The organism is Streptomyces sp. NPDC008121, from assembly GCF_042957155.1.
Classification (GTDB): domain Bacteria; phylum Actinomycetota; class Actinomycetes; order Streptomycetales; family Streptomycetaceae; genus Streptomyces.
Genome location: NZ_JBIBHT010000009.1, coordinates 379,365 through 395,492 on the forward strand (window position 1 = coordinate 379,365; position 16,128 = coordinate 395,492).

General features: G+C 73.1%; 15 protein-coding genes. 9 read left to right on the forward strand and 6 right to left on the reverse strand.

Features of this window, described 5'->3' with window-relative positions; genetic code table 11:
* Positions 1 to 14: 14 nt before the first annotated feature.
* Together ACFZBD_RS29150 and ACFZBD_RS29155 are read right to left on the reverse strand one after the other, a co-directional pair.
* Positions 15 to 1,934 (reverse strand): AAA family ATPase, encoded by a 1,920-nt coding sequence (locus tag ACFZBD_RS29150; RefSeq protein WP_391145185.1) that lies wholly within the window; start codon positions 1,932 to 1,934, stop codon positions 15 to 17.
* A 364-nt stretch (positions 1,935 to 2,298) separates the two neighbouring features.
* On the reverse strand, positions 2,299 to 2,925 hold the full coding sequence (locus tag ACFZBD_RS29155; RefSeq protein WP_391145188.1) for a uridine kinase: 627 nt from the start codon (positions 2,923 to 2,925) through the stop codon (positions 2,299 to 2,301).
* Between the two features lie 256 nt (positions 2,926 to 3,181).
* Here ACFZBD_RS29155 and ACFZBD_RS29160 point away from each other — a divergent pair, with 256 nt between their 5' ends.
* The 3 genes from ACFZBD_RS29160 to ACFZBD_RS29170 all read left to right on the forward strand — a co-directional run bounded on the left by ACFZBD_RS29160 (position 3,182) and on the right by ACFZBD_RS29170 (position 6,443).
* Positions 3,182 to 4,546 carry a C39 family peptidase gene (locus ACFZBD_RS29160; protein ID WP_391145190.1) on the forward strand — a complete coding sequence of 455 codons (1,365 nt, stop codon included), beginning with the start codon at positions 3,182 to 3,184 and terminating at the stop codon, positions 4,544 to 4,546.
* Positions 4,547 to 4,835: 289 nt separating this feature from the next.
* A complete protein-coding gene (locus tag ACFZBD_RS29165) occupies positions 4,836 to 4,976 on the forward strand; it encodes an SCO1431 family membrane protein (protein WP_391145192.1) in 141 nt (46 codons plus the stop codon).
* Between the two features lie 294 nt (positions 4,977 to 5,270).
* Positions 5,271 to 6,443: an acyl-CoA dehydrogenase family protein gene (locus ACFZBD_RS29170; protein WP_391145195.1), complete on the forward strand. Its 1,173-nt coding sequence runs from the start codon at positions 5,271 to 5,273 to the stop codon at positions 6,441 to 6,443.
* Here ACFZBD_RS29170 and ACFZBD_RS29175 read toward each other — a convergent pair.
* Positions 6,406 to 6,678, reverse strand: a complete 273-nt coding sequence (locus ACFZBD_RS29175; protein ID WP_391145198.1) for a hypothetical protein — start codon at positions 6,676 to 6,678, stop codon at positions 6,406 to 6,408. The genes ACFZBD_RS29170 and ACFZBD_RS29175 overlap by 38 nt on opposite strands.
* A gap of 167 nt (positions 6,679 to 6,845) precedes the next feature.
* On the opposite strand from ACFZBD_RS29175, the gene ACFZBD_RS29180 reads away from it, so the two are divergent.
* Positions 6,846 to 8,012 carry a hypothetical protein gene (locus ACFZBD_RS29180; protein ID WP_391145201.1) on the forward strand — a complete coding sequence of 389 codons (1,167 nt, stop codon included), beginning with the start codon at positions 6,846 to 6,848 and terminating at the stop codon, positions 8,010 to 8,012.
* 133 nt (positions 8,013 to 8,145) lie between these two features.
* The gene (locus ACFZBD_RS29185) at positions 8,146 to 9,237 is read left to right on the forward strand and encodes a phosphotransferase (RefSeq protein ID WP_391145204.1); all 1,092 of its coding nucleotides are present in this window, start codon (positions 8,146 to 8,148) and stop codon (positions 9,235 to 9,237) included.
* An 83-nt stretch (positions 9,238 to 9,320) separates the two neighbouring features.
* Here the strand turns inward: ACFZBD_RS29185 and ACFZBD_RS29190 are convergent, their stop codons facing one another.
* Entirely contained in the window at positions 9,321 to 9,689 is a 369-nt protein-coding gene (locus tag ACFZBD_RS29190) for a hypothetical protein (RefSeq protein ID WP_391145207.1), read from the reverse strand.
* A 225-nt stretch (positions 9,690 to 9,914) separates the two neighbouring features.
* On the opposite strand from ACFZBD_RS29190, the gene ACFZBD_RS29195 reads away from it, so the two are divergent.
* The 4 genes from ACFZBD_RS29195 to fxsA all read left to right on the forward strand — a co-directional run bounded on the left by ACFZBD_RS29195 (position 9,915) and on the right by fxsA (position 14,017).
* Positions 9,915 to 10,355: an Lrp/AsnC family transcriptional regulator gene (locus ACFZBD_RS29195; protein ID WP_024760806.1), complete on the forward strand. Its 441-nt coding sequence runs from the start codon at positions 9,915 to 9,917 to the stop codon at positions 10,353 to 10,355.
* A gap of 9 nt (positions 10,356 to 10,364) precedes the next feature.
* The gene (locus ACFZBD_RS29200; protein ID WP_391145210.1) at positions 10,365 to 11,993 is read left to right on the forward strand and encodes an amidohydrolase family protein; all 1,629 of its coding nucleotides are present in this window, start codon (positions 10,365 to 10,367) and stop codon (positions 11,991 to 11,993) included.
* 601 nt (positions 11,994 to 12,594) lie between these two features.
* On the forward strand, positions 12,595 to 13,374 hold the full coding sequence (locus ACFZBD_RS29205; protein WP_391145213.1) for a glycosyltransferase: 780 nt from the start codon (positions 12,595 to 12,597) through the stop codon (positions 13,372 to 13,374).
* A gap of 46 nt (positions 13,375 to 13,420) precedes the next feature.
* Positions 13,421 to 14,017, forward strand: a complete 597-nt coding sequence (gene fxsA / locus ACFZBD_RS29210) for an FxsA family membrane protein (RefSeq protein WP_391145214.1) — start codon at positions 13,421 to 13,423, stop codon at positions 14,015 to 14,017.
* A 111-nt stretch (positions 14,018 to 14,128) separates the two neighbouring features.
* On the opposite strand, the gene ACFZBD_RS29215 is transcribed toward fxsA, so the two are convergent.
* A complete protein-coding gene (locus ACFZBD_RS29215) occupies positions 14,129 to 14,503 on the reverse strand; it encodes an RNA polymerase-binding protein RbpA (protein WP_026278069.1) in 375 nt (124 codons plus the stop codon).
* Between the two features lie 255 nt (positions 14,504 to 14,758).
* Positions 14,759 to 16,114: an MFS transporter gene (locus ACFZBD_RS29220; protein ID WP_391145217.1), complete on the reverse strand. Its 1,356-nt coding sequence runs from the start codon at positions 16,112 to 16,114 to the stop codon at positions 14,759 to 14,761.
* Positions 16,115 to 16,128: the final 14 nt, after the last annotated feature.

The following is a 16,128-nucleotide window of genomic DNA, read 5'->3' on the forward strand; positions in this document are numbered from 1 at the left end:
CGCCCCCGTCGCCGTCAGAAGCCCGGCGGCTCCTGGGAGCCCCGGGCCGACGGGCCGCGGCCCGACAGGACCTCGCCGTAGGCCTGCATCAGGTCGGCCAGCCGGAGCGTGGCCAGGTCCGCGCGGGTCGGGTTTCCCGGATAGCCCGCGAGGCGGAGGTCGCGGTAGGCGCAGGACTTCTCGTACAGCGTGCGCAGGAACCGGCCGTTGCCGAGTTCGTCGATCCAGCCCTGGTCGACGACGTGCCCGCTGATCGACCGCAGCTCGTCCAGCGCCTCCTCGTCCCAGCCGTCGCCGTTCGACGCCGCCAGGACCTCGCCGATCGCGGTGAGTTCCAGCGGCCGGTACGAGGGGAAGTCGACCCGGGTGGTGAAGCGCGAGGAGAGTCCGGGGTTGGTGGCGAGCAGCCGGTCCATGCCCTCGGGGTAGCCGGCCAGGATCACCACCAGGTGGTCGCGGTTGTCCTCCGCCCGCTTGAGCAGGACTTGCAGGGCCTCGTCGCCGTACGCGTCGCCCTTGCTGTAGCCGGTGTTGGAGAGGGAGTACGCCTCGTCGACGAAGAGGACGCCGCCCACCGCCGAGTCGATGAGTTCGTTCGCCTTGACCGCCGTCTGGCCCAGGAACTCGCCCACGAGGTCCGCCCGCTGGGCCTCCACCAGATGGTCGCCGCCCAGCAGCCCCAGTGCGTAGAAGACCCGTCCCAGGATCCGGGCGACCGTCGTCTTCCCGGTGCCCGAGGGGCCCGAGAAGACAAAGTGACGTTTCGGCGGCTGGACGGGCAGGCCCTGCCCGGCGCGCAGCCGGGCCATCTCCAGCTGCGCCGACAACGCTTTGACCTGGCGTTTCACCGGCTCCATGCCGACCATGCGCTCCAGCTCCGCGAGCGCTTCGGCGAGCAGGGCGGGGTCGGTGGGGCTGGCGGGGAAGCGTGGGGGCATCGGCTGCGGCGGGAGGGACGTCTTCTGCCGCCTGCCGTGCGCGGGTTCCGGCGGTCCGGCGGGTCCGGCGGGCGGGGCCGGGGCGGAGGGGGCCGGGGGCTCCGTCCCCAGCCGGAGGCCGTCGGCGGCCGGCCCGTCGGGGTCGGTGGTCTGCGCGGCGTCCGCCGCGTCCTGGCCGAGCCCGCCGAGGGCGACCGAGGCGAGCCCGGAGGGGTCCTCGGTCCCGTCGAAGCCGTCGTACTCCGCGATCGCGGCCAGCCGGGCGGCCGTGTCCATGAAGGCCGGGTCGATGCGGTGCACGGCGCGGTAGAGGGGGAGGGCGGCGGCGCTGCGGCCGGTGCCCTCGTGGGCCCTGGCCAGCCAGTAGCGCAGTTCCTTGCGCTGGGGCTGCTCGCTGCGGCAGCGCATGAGGGCCGCCGAGAGCAGCGGCTCCGCCTGGCCGAACATCTCGAGCCGGACGCGGGCCATCCCGCCGAAGAGCCCCGCCTCGATCCCGAGCAGGGGGTCGTCCACCAGCGGCTCGGTGTGCCGGACCAGCTGGTCCCAGTCCTTGACGAGGTACGAGCGGCAGGCGTGCAGGAAGCGGACCTGCGGGTCGGTGTCGACGGGCGGCAGCCCCGCGAGCGCCCGGTCCAGCTCCGGCACATGGCGTCCGTCCAGCCAGTGCGAGGCGTGGGCGAGCAGCAGATCGCGCGGGGTCTCCAGGACGGGCTGGACCCACCAGCCCAGCCAGTACCAGGAGTTCAGCGTCCGGCGGTGGCGGGCGCGCTGTTCGCCGAACCGGTCGCGGTTGCGGTACATCCGCAGCAGCGCGGTGGTGGTGTCCACCCGCAGCGCGTGTAACCCGAGCCAGCCGTCCGCCATGCCCGGATCGACGCGTACCGCTGTCCGGAACTCTTCCTCCGCCTGGGGGTAGGCGCCCATCGTGTAGGCGTCGACTCCCCGCAGCCAGGCGAGCTCGGCAGGGGCCTGTCCGCCCCGCGTGCCGATGTCCATCGGGTCCCCCACAAAACGTGCCCCCGTTGCCGTCCCGGCGGGCGGTCGCCCGCCGGAAGCCGTACAGAACCGCCTTCTCGCGGACGGGATATGACCGCACCGAGGGGCATCGTACCTGCGCAGAGCGTGCGCGACGAAGGAGAAGTACACGATCCGGCGGCGGTGACCCTCGGTGATCGCGGGGGTCGGCGGCGGGCCGGGGAATGGGACGATCGGGGCAGAACGAAGCCCCCGATCACGGGGGAACAACCGGGGGCTTCGCGTCCGCGGCGGCTCCGAAAAGCCGCACATGGGAAACGTAAGACCTGTACGCCCGCTCGGTCAAGCCGAGTTGAGGCCCTTGAGTACGTGGCCGAACGATTGCTCAGTTCGCCGACTCGGCCTGCTCACGTTGCGTGATGATCTGGTTCGGGTTTGCTGTCACTGACGGCCCGGGAAGGCACTCGTATCCCTCCTGACACTCGCGTATCAGGGTGTCGGCGAAGGGGCGGGAGGGGTCCTCGGCGAAATGGCGAGTCTCCGCCACGATCCATCCGTCCCAGAACGTGGACTGGGCCGCTCCGTCCCGGCGCCGTCCCCGGGACCAGGACTCCTCGGCGCCCCGGTCCATCCACAGCAGCGCGGCGAGGACGGGGCGGAGGGCCCGCCGGCCGGCCCCGACGCCTTCGACGAGGACGACCGGCGCCGGCGGCAGCTCGCGCGGGGGGCCGAAGGCCCGCAAGTTCCAGTCGTACGGGTGGTACCGCGCGACCTCGCCCCGGGAGAGGGGGAGGAGCACCTGCTCGCGGATCCGGTCCGTCCAGGCGAACAGCTCCTCATGGGTGGCGAGGTCGTCCAGGCGCAGGACGGGCGCCGCAAGCCGGGCGGCGAGGCGACCGGCGAACGTCGACTTCCCGGAGCCCGCGTGCCCGTCGACCGCGACCAGCCGGACCGGCCCGCAGGACGGCGGCAGCCGGCGCAGCGCGGCGGCCGCGCGGTCGAGGGAGTCCATGGGACCAGCCTAGGGGGTGTCTTGCCGATCTTGCCGGGCTCTCGCGGGCCCGGGTGCCGGCCCGTCCGGCGGCGGTAAGGCAGGCCTCCAGCCGCTGGTCGGAGCACCGCCACCGGTCTCGACCCATGTTGGTCGGCCGACGCGGGGCGAATCTCTGGCAGAAGCGTTCCGCGAGCCGCGATAGTGGTCCCCGCACCGCTCGGGCGGGTGGGCCCGTCCGTCCGCCACCGCCGTCCTCGACTGGGGGTCACCGCCCATGACCGACGCCACCCCGCGCAGAACCGTCCTCGCCGCGGCCCTCGCCGCCGCCGCGGGCACGGCCGTGGCCTCCGCCGCTCCGGCGGGGGCGCTCGTCCGGGAGAGCCGGGGCGCGGACCGCGCCGCCGCGCCCGCCCTGGTGGACAACCGCTTCTGGGCCTCGTACGCCGACTGGCGCGGCGGCACCGCCGCGGGCACCCGGGCGGTCGCCGGCCGCCGCCCGGGCCTGGTGATCGCCACCCCCGCCGGACAGACCGACTACACCGATCCGCACACCGGATCCACCTCGACCTGGGAGTACGCGAGCTGGACCTCCCCGGTGCACGTCTCCGCCGTTCCCGCCACGGAGGTGATCGCCTCCTGGAACGCCGACACCCCGCCCGGCACCTGGATCCAGATCGAACTGCGGGCCACCTACGGCGACGCGACAACCACGCCCTGGTTCGTGATGGGCCGCTGGGCCGCCGGGGACGGCGACATCAAGCGCACCTCGGTCGACGACCAGACCGATGGCAAGGGCTCCGTCTGGACGGACACCTTCTCCCTCGACGACGCCGCGAGCGGGCTGCGGGTGGTCGCGTACGCCCTCAGGCTCACCCTCCACCGGAGGCCCGGTACCGACCTCACGCCCACGGTGTGGCGGGTCGGCGCGATGGCGTCCGACGTCCCGGACCGGTTCACCGTCCCCGCCTCCGTGCCCGGTCTCGCCTGCGAGCTGGTCGTCCCCCGCTACTCCCAGAACATCCACGCCGGCCGGTACCCGGAGTACGACAACGGCGGCGAGGCCTGGTGCAGCCCGACCTCCTCGCAGATGATCGTCGAGTACTGGGGCAGGCGGCCGACGGCCGATGACCTGGCCTGGGTGGACCCGGCCTACACGGACCCGCAGGTCTGCCACGCCGCTCGCTTCACCTTCGACCACCAGTACGAGGGCTGCGGCAACTGGCCCTTCAACGCCGCCTACGCCGCCACCTACCCGGACCTGAGCGCCGTGGTGACCCGGCTGGGCTCGCTCACCGACCTGGAGACCCTGATCCGCGCGGGCATTCCCGTGATCACCTCCCAGTCCTTCCGCGAGGAGGAACTGACCGGCGCCGGCTACGGCACCGCCGGCCACCTCATGACCGTCGTCGGCTTCACCGCGGAGGGCGACGTGATCGCCAACGACCCGGCGTCACCGGACAACCCCGCCGTGCGCCGCGTCTACCGCCGACGCGAGTGGGAGAACATCTGGCTCCGCACCAAGCGCCACGACGCGAACGGCAAGGTCAGAAGTGCCACCGGCGGCGTCTGTTACGTCTACTGGCCCGCCCGGCCGACAGGAGCCCAGCACCGCGCACTGCGGTCGCTCGGCCTGGGGTGAGTGCGCACCGCCTCCGTACCGCCCCGCCCCACCCCCCACGCCGGACGTGCGCCCGCGCGCTCGTGGCGACGCGCTCACCAGGTACAGGCTTGAGGCCACGGCGACCCGGTGCGGCCGGGAACGTGGTCTGCGGCACAGGAGAGGTCTGCCGCCCCTCCTCCCGGGACGCCGGTGCCCGCGTGGCGCAAGGCCTTGGCCGCCGCCGGTGTCCGGCGGCGGCGGGCCGCGGTCCCGGGGGCGTGAGGTACGTCTCTACACACGGCCTCCCTTCGCTGGCACTGTGGTGGCCATGACCGCCACCACCCACTCCGCCGCCCGGGTCCGCACCGGCGGCCCCAAGGACGACGGCCCGAAGATCCTCGAGCACGTACTCGGCTGGACCCTCGTCGTCGTCGTCGCCATGTTCGTCACCCAGCTCGGTCTGATGTGAGCTGAGCGCGCACCGCCGGCCGGCTCGCGGCGCCCGTTCGCTCGCGGCGCGGCCGGCTGGCCCGGGCACGTGCCTTCTCGGCACCTGACCCGGTGCGGGGTGTCGCGGCGCGCGGACGCGGCCCGGTCGTGTGACCGGCGCCCGCCGAATGGGCATACTCCCTCCGCCACGGGCGCCGGGCGCCCCGTCGCGTGACCCGCACGGGGGAGCATCGGCGCAGATCGCCCCACGGCAGCGTGCCGCCCGACCCTCGCGCGCGCCGCCGCAGCCCCCGACAGGGAGGAGTGCGCCGCCATGCCCGACCGCGCCCCGCAGACCGTGGAACGCCGGCTGCCCACCGAGGAGGCCCGGGAGCTGCTCACCCTGGTCCGCGACATCGCCGACCGGGAGATCGCGCCCCGCGCCGCCGAGGAGGAGGCGGCCGGCCGCTTCCCCCGCGAGCTCTTCTCGCTGCTCTCCACGTCCGGGCTCCTCGGACTCCCGTACGCCTCCGAGGACGGCGGCGGGGACCAGCCCTACGCCGTCTATCTCCAGGTTCTCGAAGAGCTCGCCGCCGCCCGGCTCACCGTCGGACTCGGCGTCAGCGTCCACACGCTCTCCTGCCACGCCCTCGCCGGCTTCGGCGGCAAGGAGCAGCGCGCCGCCCATCTGCCCGCGATGCTCGGAGGCGGACTCCTCGGCGCGTACTGCCTCTCGGAACCGGCCTCCGGTTCCGACGCGGCCTCGTTGCGGACGAAGGCGGTCCGGGACGGCGGCGACTGGGTGCTCACCGGTACGAAGGCGTGGATCACCCATGGCGGGATCGCCGACTTCTGCACGGTCATGGCCCGTACCGGCGGCGAGGGGCCCAAGGGGATCACGGCGTTCCTGGTGCCGGGCGACGCCGAGGGGCTGAGCGCGGCCGCGCCCGAGCGGAAGATGGGCATGAAGGGCTCGCCCACCGCCCAGCTGCACTTCGACGGTGTACGGGTCTCCGACGCGCGCCGGATCGGCGAGGAGGGTCAGGGCTTCGCCATCGCCCTGGCGGCCCTGGACTCCGGCCGTCTCGGGATCGCGGCCTGTGCGGTGGGTCTCGCGCAGGCGGCGCTCGACGAGGCCGTCGCCTACGCCCGCGAACGCCGGCAGTTCGGCAGGCCGATCGCCGACTTCCAGGGCCTGCGCTTTCTGCTCGCGGACATGGCGACCCGCGTCGAGGCGGGCCGGGCGCTGTACCTGGAGGCGGCACGGCTGCGCGACGAGGGCCGGCCCTTCGGGCGGCAGGCCGCGATGGCCAAACTGTTCTGCACGGACGCGGCGATGGAGGTCACCACCGACGCCGTCCAGGTCCTCGGCGGCTATGGCTACACCGCGGACTTCCCGGTGGAGCGCTACATGCGCGAGGCGAAGATGCTGCAGATCGTCGAAGGGACCAATCAGATCCAGCGCATGGTCATCGCCCGTCACCTCGTCGGACCAGAGTCCCGCTGAACCCGCTCGTGCGCACGGTGCGGTCCACCCAGACGGGCGCCGCGGCCAGCCGGTTCCACTCCTGGTCGCTACGGCCCGGCAGGGTCCGGCCGTGGCTGGCCCACTGGTGGAGCAGCGCCTTGTAGATGGGCGGATCGGTGAACTGCGGAGCCGGATGGGGAACCGATTCTTCAACGTGCGGCTCCACGAGCCGCCGTCGTCCGTAGCCGCTCGGAGCGGTGTACAGCGTGGTCATGACCGGCCCAACGCGCCCCGCCGGGCCGGGGACACCGCCGGACCCATGCGCGCGACAGTTCGAGGGCTACCCGCCGGTCCGGGCACCGGTCCGGGCGCGCACGGCTCTGGCCCCGGGCGCTGTTTCTGACGTACCGTCAATTCCTCTTCGCCGTCAGGAGGCCAGTCATGCCCGAGGACCGGCACGCCACCGACCCGCACGCCACGGACCGGCACGCCGACGACCGGCCCGTCGCGCTCGACGAGTACCCCGTGCACCAGGCGCCGCTCTCGATGAAGCACCACGTCAGCGGCGACCGGAACGTCTACGACCGGTGCATCTTCCACGTCTTCGACCACCACGGGCGCGCCCTGCTCATCGCCGGGCTCGGTGTCTACCCCAACGCCGGGATCATCGACGCCTACGCCACCCTCCGCACCGGCGACCGGCTCCACGCCGTGCGCGCCTCGGACGCGCTGGGCGAGGACCGGACCGACCTCGCCGTCGGCCCGCTGCGCATCACCGTCGACGAGCCGCTGAAGACCCTCCGGCTGCACGGCGACCCCGACCCGGACGACCCCGACGGGCTCTCCTTCGACCTCACCTGGACCGGCGACTTCCCCGCCGTCTGGGAACCGCACCACACCCAGCGCCGGGGCGACCGCCTCACCCTCGAAGGGCGCCGGTTCGTCCAGGCCGGCCGCTGCACCGGCACGATCCGGGCCGGCGGCGAGGAGTTCACGGTCACCGCGGGGGAGTGGACCGGCACCCGCGACCGCAGCTGGGGCGTGCGTCCCCTGCCCGGCGAAGACCCGGGGCGCGCCGAGGAGTTCCGCCCGGAGGGCTTCCACTGGCTCTGGATGCCGATGCGCTTCGACGACCGGTTCCTGATGGTCGTCACCCAGGAGGACGCCGACGGCTACCGCACCCTCAACGAGGCCCTGCTCGTGCGCGAAGGGCGGCGCGACATCCAACTCGGCTGGCCCCGCACCGACATCACGTACCGCCCCGGCACCCGTCACCCCGAGCGCGCCGTCGTGCACCTCGCCGACCCGGCCGGGAAGCCGCTCGAGGTCGGCGTCGAGATCCTCGCCTCCTCACCGCTCGCCGTCGGCGCGGGCTACCCGCCGGCCGCCGACTGGCAGCACGGCACCTGGCAGGGCCGGGGCTGGACCGACCGCCGGGTCTACGACCTCTCCGACCCGGCCGCGCACCCCCTGGCGGCCTACGGCGTCACCGACCACGCGGCCCGCTTCACCCTGGAAGGGCGCACCGGCTACGGCATCTTCGAGCACGGCTCCTTCGGCCGGCACGACCCCAGCGGCTTCGCCGACCACACCTCCGTCGCTCCGTAGACACCCGCACGGCCCTACGCACCGCCGCCGCCCGGCGCCGGGCCGACCGCCGAGCGCCCGGCGGCCCCCACGGGCCCGGACGGCGTCCGCGCCGCATGGGAACCGGCAGGACCCACCCGGAAAGGGGCAGTACATGGCCACGGCACCGAGACCCCGCACCTCCACCCGCGACCCCGAGGAGCTGGGCCGTCGCCTCGCCGGCTGGCTCGACGCCCGCCTGCCGGGCGCCCGCGTCAGCGGGCTCACCGTCCCCGCGTCCAACGGGATGTCCAGCGAGACCCTGCTCTTCGACCTCGACCACCCCGACGCGCCGGTCCGGGGCTGCGCCCTGCGGCTGGCCGCCGACCCCGCCGCGTACACGATCTTCCCCGTCTACGACATGGAGCGGCAGCACCGGGTGATGCGTCTGGTCGGCGAGTACACGGACCTCCCCGTACCGCGCGTGCTCTGGCTGGAAACCGATCCTCGCCCGCTCGGGGCGCCCTTCTTCGTCATGGCCCGCGCCGAGGGCCGCGTCCCGCCGGACGTCATGCCGTACACCTACGAGGGGAACTGGCTGCACGCCGCCACCGACGCCGAACGCGCCCGTCTGGAGGCCGAATCGGTCGCGATCCTCGCCCGGCTGCACGACCAGTTCCCGGCGAAGGAGGCGGAGTTCCTGCTCCCGGACGGGACGGGCAGCCCCCTGCGGCGACACGTCGACGCCCAGCGCGCCTACTACGCCTGGGTGGTGGAGGGCCTGGCGCCCTCACCCCTGATCGAGTCCGCCTTCGACCGGCTGGAGGCGCTCTGGCCGGCGGACGAGGGGCCGGCGGTGCTCACCTGGGGCGACGCGCGGATCGGCAACATCGTCTACGACGGCTTCGTCCCCGCCGCCGTCCTCGACTGGGAGATGGCGGCCTGCGCGCCGCGCGAGGTCGACCTCGGCTGGACGGTCTATCTGCACCGTTTCTTCCAGGACTTGACAGTGAGTTTCGGCCAGCCCGGCCTGCCCCGGTTCCTCCGCCGCGACGCGGTCGAGCGGCGCTACGCGGGGCTGACCGGGCACACGCCGCGGGACATGGAGTTCCACACGCTCTACGCGGCGCTGCGGCACGCGATCGTGATGCTCAGGGTCGCGTACCGCCAGGTGCGCTTCGGTGAGACGCGGGTGCCGGAGAACCCGGACACCTTGATCCTGCACCACGCCACCCTCGCGGCGATGGTGCGCGGAAGCTACTGGTGAACGCCCGGTCTCACGGGCGCGGGCGCGCGCACCGGCGCGCGCACGGCCACGGAGGACACGGGGTCGAGAGCGCCGGCGCGGCGTCAGGCCGCCCGTCGCATCTGCGGCACCTTGAGGGGACGCGAGCCCGGACCGCCGACGTGCGAGAAGGGCTGCGTCCGCCAGTCGAGCCCCTGAGGCAGCGTCAGCAGGAGCGCGGTGTCCTGCTCCAGGACCTCGAGGGTCTCGTCGGCGGGACGGGCCTCGGACGCGGCGCGGCCGGTGCCGGGGCAGACCGTCAGCACGAACGGGTTCCACGGCGTCGGGCAGAGCGCGTGCTCCGGCAGCACGTCCTCGTCCGCGAGCAGCGCGATCGGCTGCACGCAGTCCGGGCAGACGACCCGGTACATCTCGAAGGTGTCGTACGCATCGAGCTCGTCGGCCGGCTCGATCGAATCAACAGGCTCCTGCATGGAGAATCTCCCCCTTGGGTGGGTCGACCAAAGACGTGTGGCCTCGACCACATCAAGCAATTCCCATACGGTCCACCGCATAATCGTGAGGACGGCCGTCGACCCGCCGTTCAACCTGTGGCGTTCGTCACATGCCCGTCGCAGGTGCCGCGCGGATGGCCATAGCCGTGCATTCCGGCCACGGCCGACTGTGCCGATCACCCCCCGGGGCAATAGGTTGACCGCATGGAGGAGCTGGATCGTCAGATCGTCGAGTTGCTCGTCAAGGACGGGCGCATGAGCTACACCGACCTGGGCAAGGCCACGGGCCTGTCCACCTCGGCCGTACATCAGCGCGTCCGCCGTCTGGAGCAGCGCGGGGTCATCCGCGGCTATGCCGCCGTCGTGGACCCGGAGGCCGTCGGGCTGCCCCTGACCGCGTTCATCTCGGTCAAACCCTTCGATCCCAGCGCCCCCGACGACACCCCCGACCGGCTCGCCGACATCCCCGAGATCGAGGCCTGTCACAGCGTCGCCGGCGAGGAGAACTACATCCTCAAGGTGCGCGTCGCCACGCCGTTGGAGCTGGAGCACCTGCTCAGCCGCATCCGCTCCCAGGCCGGCGTCTCCAGCCGCACCACCGTCGTCCTGTCCACCCCGTACGAAGCCAGGCCGCCGCGTATCTAACCTGGTCACATGAGCGACAGCCTGACGAAGACCGACCACCCCACCGTGCTGCTGCGCGGCGGCGAGGTGCACAGCCCCGCCGACCCCTTCGCCACCGCCATGGTGGTGGAGCGCGGGCACGTCGCCTGGGTGGGTTCGGAGGGCGCCGCCGACGCCTTCGCGTCCGGCGTGGACGAGGTGGTCGACCTCGAAGGCGCCCTGGTCACGCCCGCGTTCGTCGACGCCCATGTGCACACCACCGCCACCGGTCTCGCGCTGACCGGCCTCGACCTCTCCTCCGCCGCCTCGCTGGCCGAGGCGGCGGAACGCATCCGCGCCCACGCCGCTGCCCGCCCCGGCGACCGGATCCTGATCGGGCACGGCTGGGACGCCTCCCGCTGGCCCGAGCGCCGGGCGCCGCGCCGCGACGAACTGGACGAACTGACCGGTGGCCGCCCGCTCTACCTCACCCGCGTCGACGTCCACTCGGCCGTCGTCACCACCGCGCTGCTCGACCTCGTGCCGGGCATCCGCGCCCACGACGGCTACCGCGACGGCGAACCGCTCACCGGCGACGCCCACCACGCCGTCCGCGCCGCCGCCTACGCCGCGCTCGCCCCGCGGCAGCGCACCGAGGCCCAGCGCGCCGCCCGCGCCCACGCCGCCTCGCTCGGCATCGGCACCCTCCACGAGTGCGGCGGCCCCCGGATCTCCTCCGAGGACGACTTCACCGGGCTGCTCGACCTCGCACGCGAGGAACCCGGCCCGCGGGTCGTCGGCTACTGGGCCGACCTCGACATCGAGCGGGCCCGCGCCCTCGGCGCCGTCGGCGCGGCCGGCGACCTCTTCGCCGACGGCTCCCTCGGCTCCCACACCGCCTGCCTCCACGAGCCGTACGCCGACACCGCCGACGCGCACACCGGGGCCGCCCACCTGGACGCCGCCACCGTCGCCACCCATGTCGTGGCCTGCACCGAGGCGGGCCTCCAGGCCGGCTTCCACGCCATCGGCGACGCCGCCCTGACCGCCGTGGTCGACGGTGTGCGCGCCGCCTCGGAGAAGCTCGGCCTCGCCCGCCTCCGCGCCGCGCGGCACCGCGTCGAGCACGCCGAGATGCTCACCCCGGAGACGATCGCCGCCTTCGCCGAACTCGGCCTCACCGCCTCCGTACAGCCCGCCTTCGACGCGGCCTGGGGCGGCGAGGAGGGCATGTACGCCGAACGCCTCGGCGCCGAGCGGGCCCGCACCCTCAACCCGTACGCCGCCCTTCTGCGCGCCGGGGTGCCGCTCGCTTTCGGCTCGGACAGTCCGGTCACCCCGCTCGACCCCTGGGGCACGGTCCGCGCCGCCGCCTTCCACCGCACCCCGGAGCACCGGATCTCCGTCCGGGCCGCCTTCGCCGCCCACACCCGTGGCGGCTGGCGGGCCGTCGGCCGCGACGACGCCGGCACGCTCGTCCCCGGCGCACCCGCCGACTACGCGGTCTGGCGCACCGGCGCACTCGTGGTGCAGGCCCCCGACGACCGGGTGGCCCGCTGGTCCACCGACCCCCGCTCCGGCACCCCCGGACTGCCCGATCTCACCCCCGGCGGCGACCTCCCCGTGTGCCTGCGCACGGTGGTCTCCGGGCAAACGGTCTACGAGCGCCCGAACGAGTGACTTCGGGACATTTCGTACCGCCGATCGATGTTCGCGGGCTTCCCGCACGACCTGCGGGCCCTCCCCACTGACCAGGAGGTATCCGTCATCTCCGCAGGTCGCACGAGTGTTGACAGCGAGCCGCCACCGGCCGGTAGGTTCGGCAAGTCCACCACAGGACGTCCGACCGGTTTCGAACCTCCACGCAGTCGTCGAACGCCGCTGGGTCAGAGGGGATGGTGTGCCGCACCGGCGCACCAGCACCGCGAACCAGGTTCAGCGCCCGCGCCTCGGGGGCGAGGGAAGGTTTTTTCCGGCGGAGGGTGGGACCCGGGTGGGGCCCGGACGTTCAGTAGACAACGGCTTTCGGTCGACCCGCAGCCAGCGGGGACCAGGTCGGCCCGAAGGACGCCGGGCCCCGATCCGCAGCACCCCGCGCGGCGCGCCCGGACGTCCGTCCGTGCCGGTGGGGAGGCCCGCCGCGGCGCTCACCGCGGCCCGCGCCCCCGGCGCTTTCCGGGGTCCGCCGCGTGATGCTTCCCTCCTCGCAGCCCCGCCGGCGCGGAGCCGCGCCCGCGGCTCGCTAAGGTGGGGGTTCGCGTATGTATCCGAAGGGGCAGCAGTGAACGACGGTGGCCAGAGGCGTTACGGCCCGCTCGGCAGAGCCTTGGTGATCATCCCGACGTACAACGAGGCGGAGAACGTCAAGCCCATCGTTGCGCGGGTGCGGGAGGCCGTGCCCGAGGCGCACGTCCTCGTCGCCGACGACAACAGCCCCGACGGCACCGGCAAGTTCGCCGACGAGATCGCGGCGGAGGACGAGCACGTCCATGTCCTGCACCGCAAGGGCAAGGAGGGGCTCGGCGCGGCCTATCTCGCCGGCTTCCGCTGGGGCATCGAGAACGGCTTCGACGTCCTCGTCGAGATGGACGCCGACGGCTCCCACCAGCCCGAGGAGCTGCCCCGGCTGCTGACCGCGCTGAAGGGCGCCGACCTGGTCCTCGGCTCCCGCTGGGTGCCCGGCGGCCGGATCGTGAACTGGCCGAAGTCCCGCGAGTTCATCTCGCGCGGCGGCAGCCTCTACTCCCGCGTCATGCTCGACGTCCCGATCCGCGACGTCACCGGCGGCTACCGCGCCTTCCGCAAGGAGACCCTGGAGGGTCTGGGCCTCGAGGACGTAGCCTCGGCCGGTTACTGCTTCCAGGTCGACCTGGCCCGCCGTGCCGTCGCCGCCGGCTACCACGTCGTCGAGGTGCCGATCACCTTCGTGGAGCGCGAGGTCGGGGACTCCAAGATGAGCAAGGACATCCTGGTCGAGGCGTTGTGGCGGGTCACCGGCTGGGGCCTGACGGCCCGCGCGAACAAGGTCGGCAAACTGCTCGGCCGCAAGTCCGCGCACTGATCCGTCCTTACGACGTTCCTGCGGCCCGCCAGGCACACTGGGGACCATGACGACAGGCGCACAGCCCCCTCTCGCCCCCAAGCGCTCACGCGCGCGTACGTTCCTCCCGCTGGCCCTCGCCGCCTGGCTGGCCCTGGAGATCTGGCTGCTCACGGTGGTGGCCGGCGCGGCCGGCGGGCTGACCGTCCTCGCCCTGCTGGTCGGTGGCGCCGTCCTCGGCGCCGTGGTCATCAAGAGGGCGGGCCGGCGCGCCTTCAAGAACCTGACGGAGACCTTCGAGCGGGCGCAGGCGGCGGCGCGGTCCGGTGCGGCGCCCACCGAGCAGGACCGCGTGGGCGCGGAGGACCGCAACGGCTTCCTGATGCTGGGCGGCCTGCTGCTGATGCTGCCGGGCCTGATCTCCGACGTGGCCGGCCTTCTGCTGCTCGTCCCCCCGGTCCGGTCGCTGCTCGGGCGGTACGCCGAGTCGGCCGTGGAGCGCCGGATGAACGCCGCGCCCGCAGGCAGCCTCCAGGACGCCTTCCAGCAGGCGCGCATGCGCCGCCCGGACGGCAAGGTCGTCCAGGGCGAGGTCATCCGGGACGACGCGCCGCAGGCCGGTCCGCGCGACTCCCAGGCGCCCCGCCCGCCCCTGACCCCCTGACCCGACCCGTCCTCGATGGTGGGGGACCAGGAGACGGCACAACGCCGCGGGGCCCGGTACACAGTTCGTGTACCGGGCCCCGCGGCGTTGCTTCGGCCGTGCCGTCCCCGCTCAGGCGGACTTGCGGCTGTCTCGCGGATGGACGGCGATGTTCATCGCGCCGGACCGCAGGACCGCCAGCCTCTCGGCCAGCACCTCCTCCAGCTCCTCACGCGTCCGTCGTTCCATCAGCATGTCCCAGTGCGTTCGCGCCGGCTTGCCCTTCTTCTCCTCGGGGCCGTCCCCGTCCACCAGAAGTGCCTGGCTTCCGCAGACCTTGCACTCCCACTCCGGCGGAATTTCCGCTTCCACCGAGAAGGGCATCTCAAAACGATGGCCCTTCTCGCATGCGTACTCCACGGCCTGGCGCGGGGCCAGATCGATGCCGCGGTCGGTCTCGTAGCTGGTCACCACGAGGCGCGTGCCGCGAAGAGCTCGCTCACTCATGAATCGTGCCTCCCGGGCTTGTCGCCCACAGGACAGGTGTCGCTGTCGTCGTCATCCGGTCAACGTCCGGTCGGCGGTAAAGATTCCCGTTCCGGGTCATGCGTCGCCCGTCGTGCCGCCCCTTGTTCTACCCACCAGTGCCCGGTTTGTCACATCTGACAACAGATGTCACCCAGCGTCTTCACCAAAGCAGCACGCAGTAACGGTCCGCCTGGCAGGCCAAAGGCGTACACTACCGGCCTTTGACGGCCGCGTCTAAATCCGTTCGGGAACCGGGTTCCCCGCGGCGGCTACGGCACGCCGTACCGGTACCCGCGCGAGGAGCAGAAAACCGGCCGCGAAGAAGATCACCAGGGAGATGATGGCATCCCGATAGCTTCCGGTCACCTGGTACGCGAGCCCGAAGACCAGCGGGCCCAGCCAGCTCAGACCCCGGTCGCTCATCTCGTAGGCCGAGAAGTACTCCGCCTCCTTGCCGCGCGGCACCAGATGGGAGAAGAGCGAGCGCGACAGCGCCTGGCTCCCGCCGAGGACGAGCCCGATCGCCGCCGCGAGACAGTAGAACGCCACCGGCGCGCCGGCCGGCAGGAAGTACCCCGCGCCCAGGATCAGCGTCCAGATCGCCAGCGATCCCAGGATCGTGCGCTTGGCGCCGTACGAACGTGCCAGCCGTCCCATGCCGAGGGCGCCCGCGATCGCCAGCACCTGGACCAGGAGCACCGCGGTGATCAGCGTCGTCTGGTCGAGTCCCAGTTCCTTGGAGCCGTAGATCGACGCCTGGGAGATCACGGTCTGCACACCGTCGTTGTAGACGAGGTACGCCAGCAGGAACGACAGGGTCAGCGGATAGCGGCGCATGTCCTTGAGCGTCGCCACCAGCTGCCGCCAGCCGCCGCCGACCGTCCCCTCGCCCCGCGGTTCGACGTGCCGGTCGCGCAGCCGCCGCAGCGGTACGAGCGTGAAGGCGCCCCACCACAGGCCGGCCGACGCCAGGCAGATCCGCACCGCCGTCCCCTCGGTGAGCCCGAAGGACTCGTGGCCCGAGTACAGGACGAGATTGAACACGAGGACCAGGGCCCCCGAGGTGTAGCCGAACGCCCAGCCGCGTGAGGAGACCGCGTCCCGCTCGTCCGGCTCGGCTATCTGCGGCAGATAGGCGTTGTAGAGCACCATCGAGACGGCCAGCGAGGCGTTCGCCACGATCAGCAGGAACGCGCCCAGCAGATAGCGGTCGCCGCCCAGGAAGAACATGCCCCCGGTGGCCGCCGCGCCGGTGTACGCGGCCGCGGCGAGCAGCGGCTTCTTGCGGCCCGTACGGTCCGCCACCGCGCCCACCAGCGGCATCACCACGACCGCCAGCAGGATCGAAGCCGAGACGGCGTACGCGAACAGCGAGCCGGCCCGCACCGGAACGCCCAGCGGGTGGACGAAGCCCTCCCCGTCGGCCGCCGCCTCGGCGACCGCCGTCAGGTAGGGGCCGAGGAAGACCGTGACCACGCTCGTCGAGTACACCGAGCAGGCGAAGTCGTAGAAGTACCAGCCGCGCTGCTCGCGCCTGCGATCGGCCGGTTCGACGGCGGGCCGCTCCGGCTCGGTGGTGTCGGCAGTCAAGGCCGCGGCCCCCT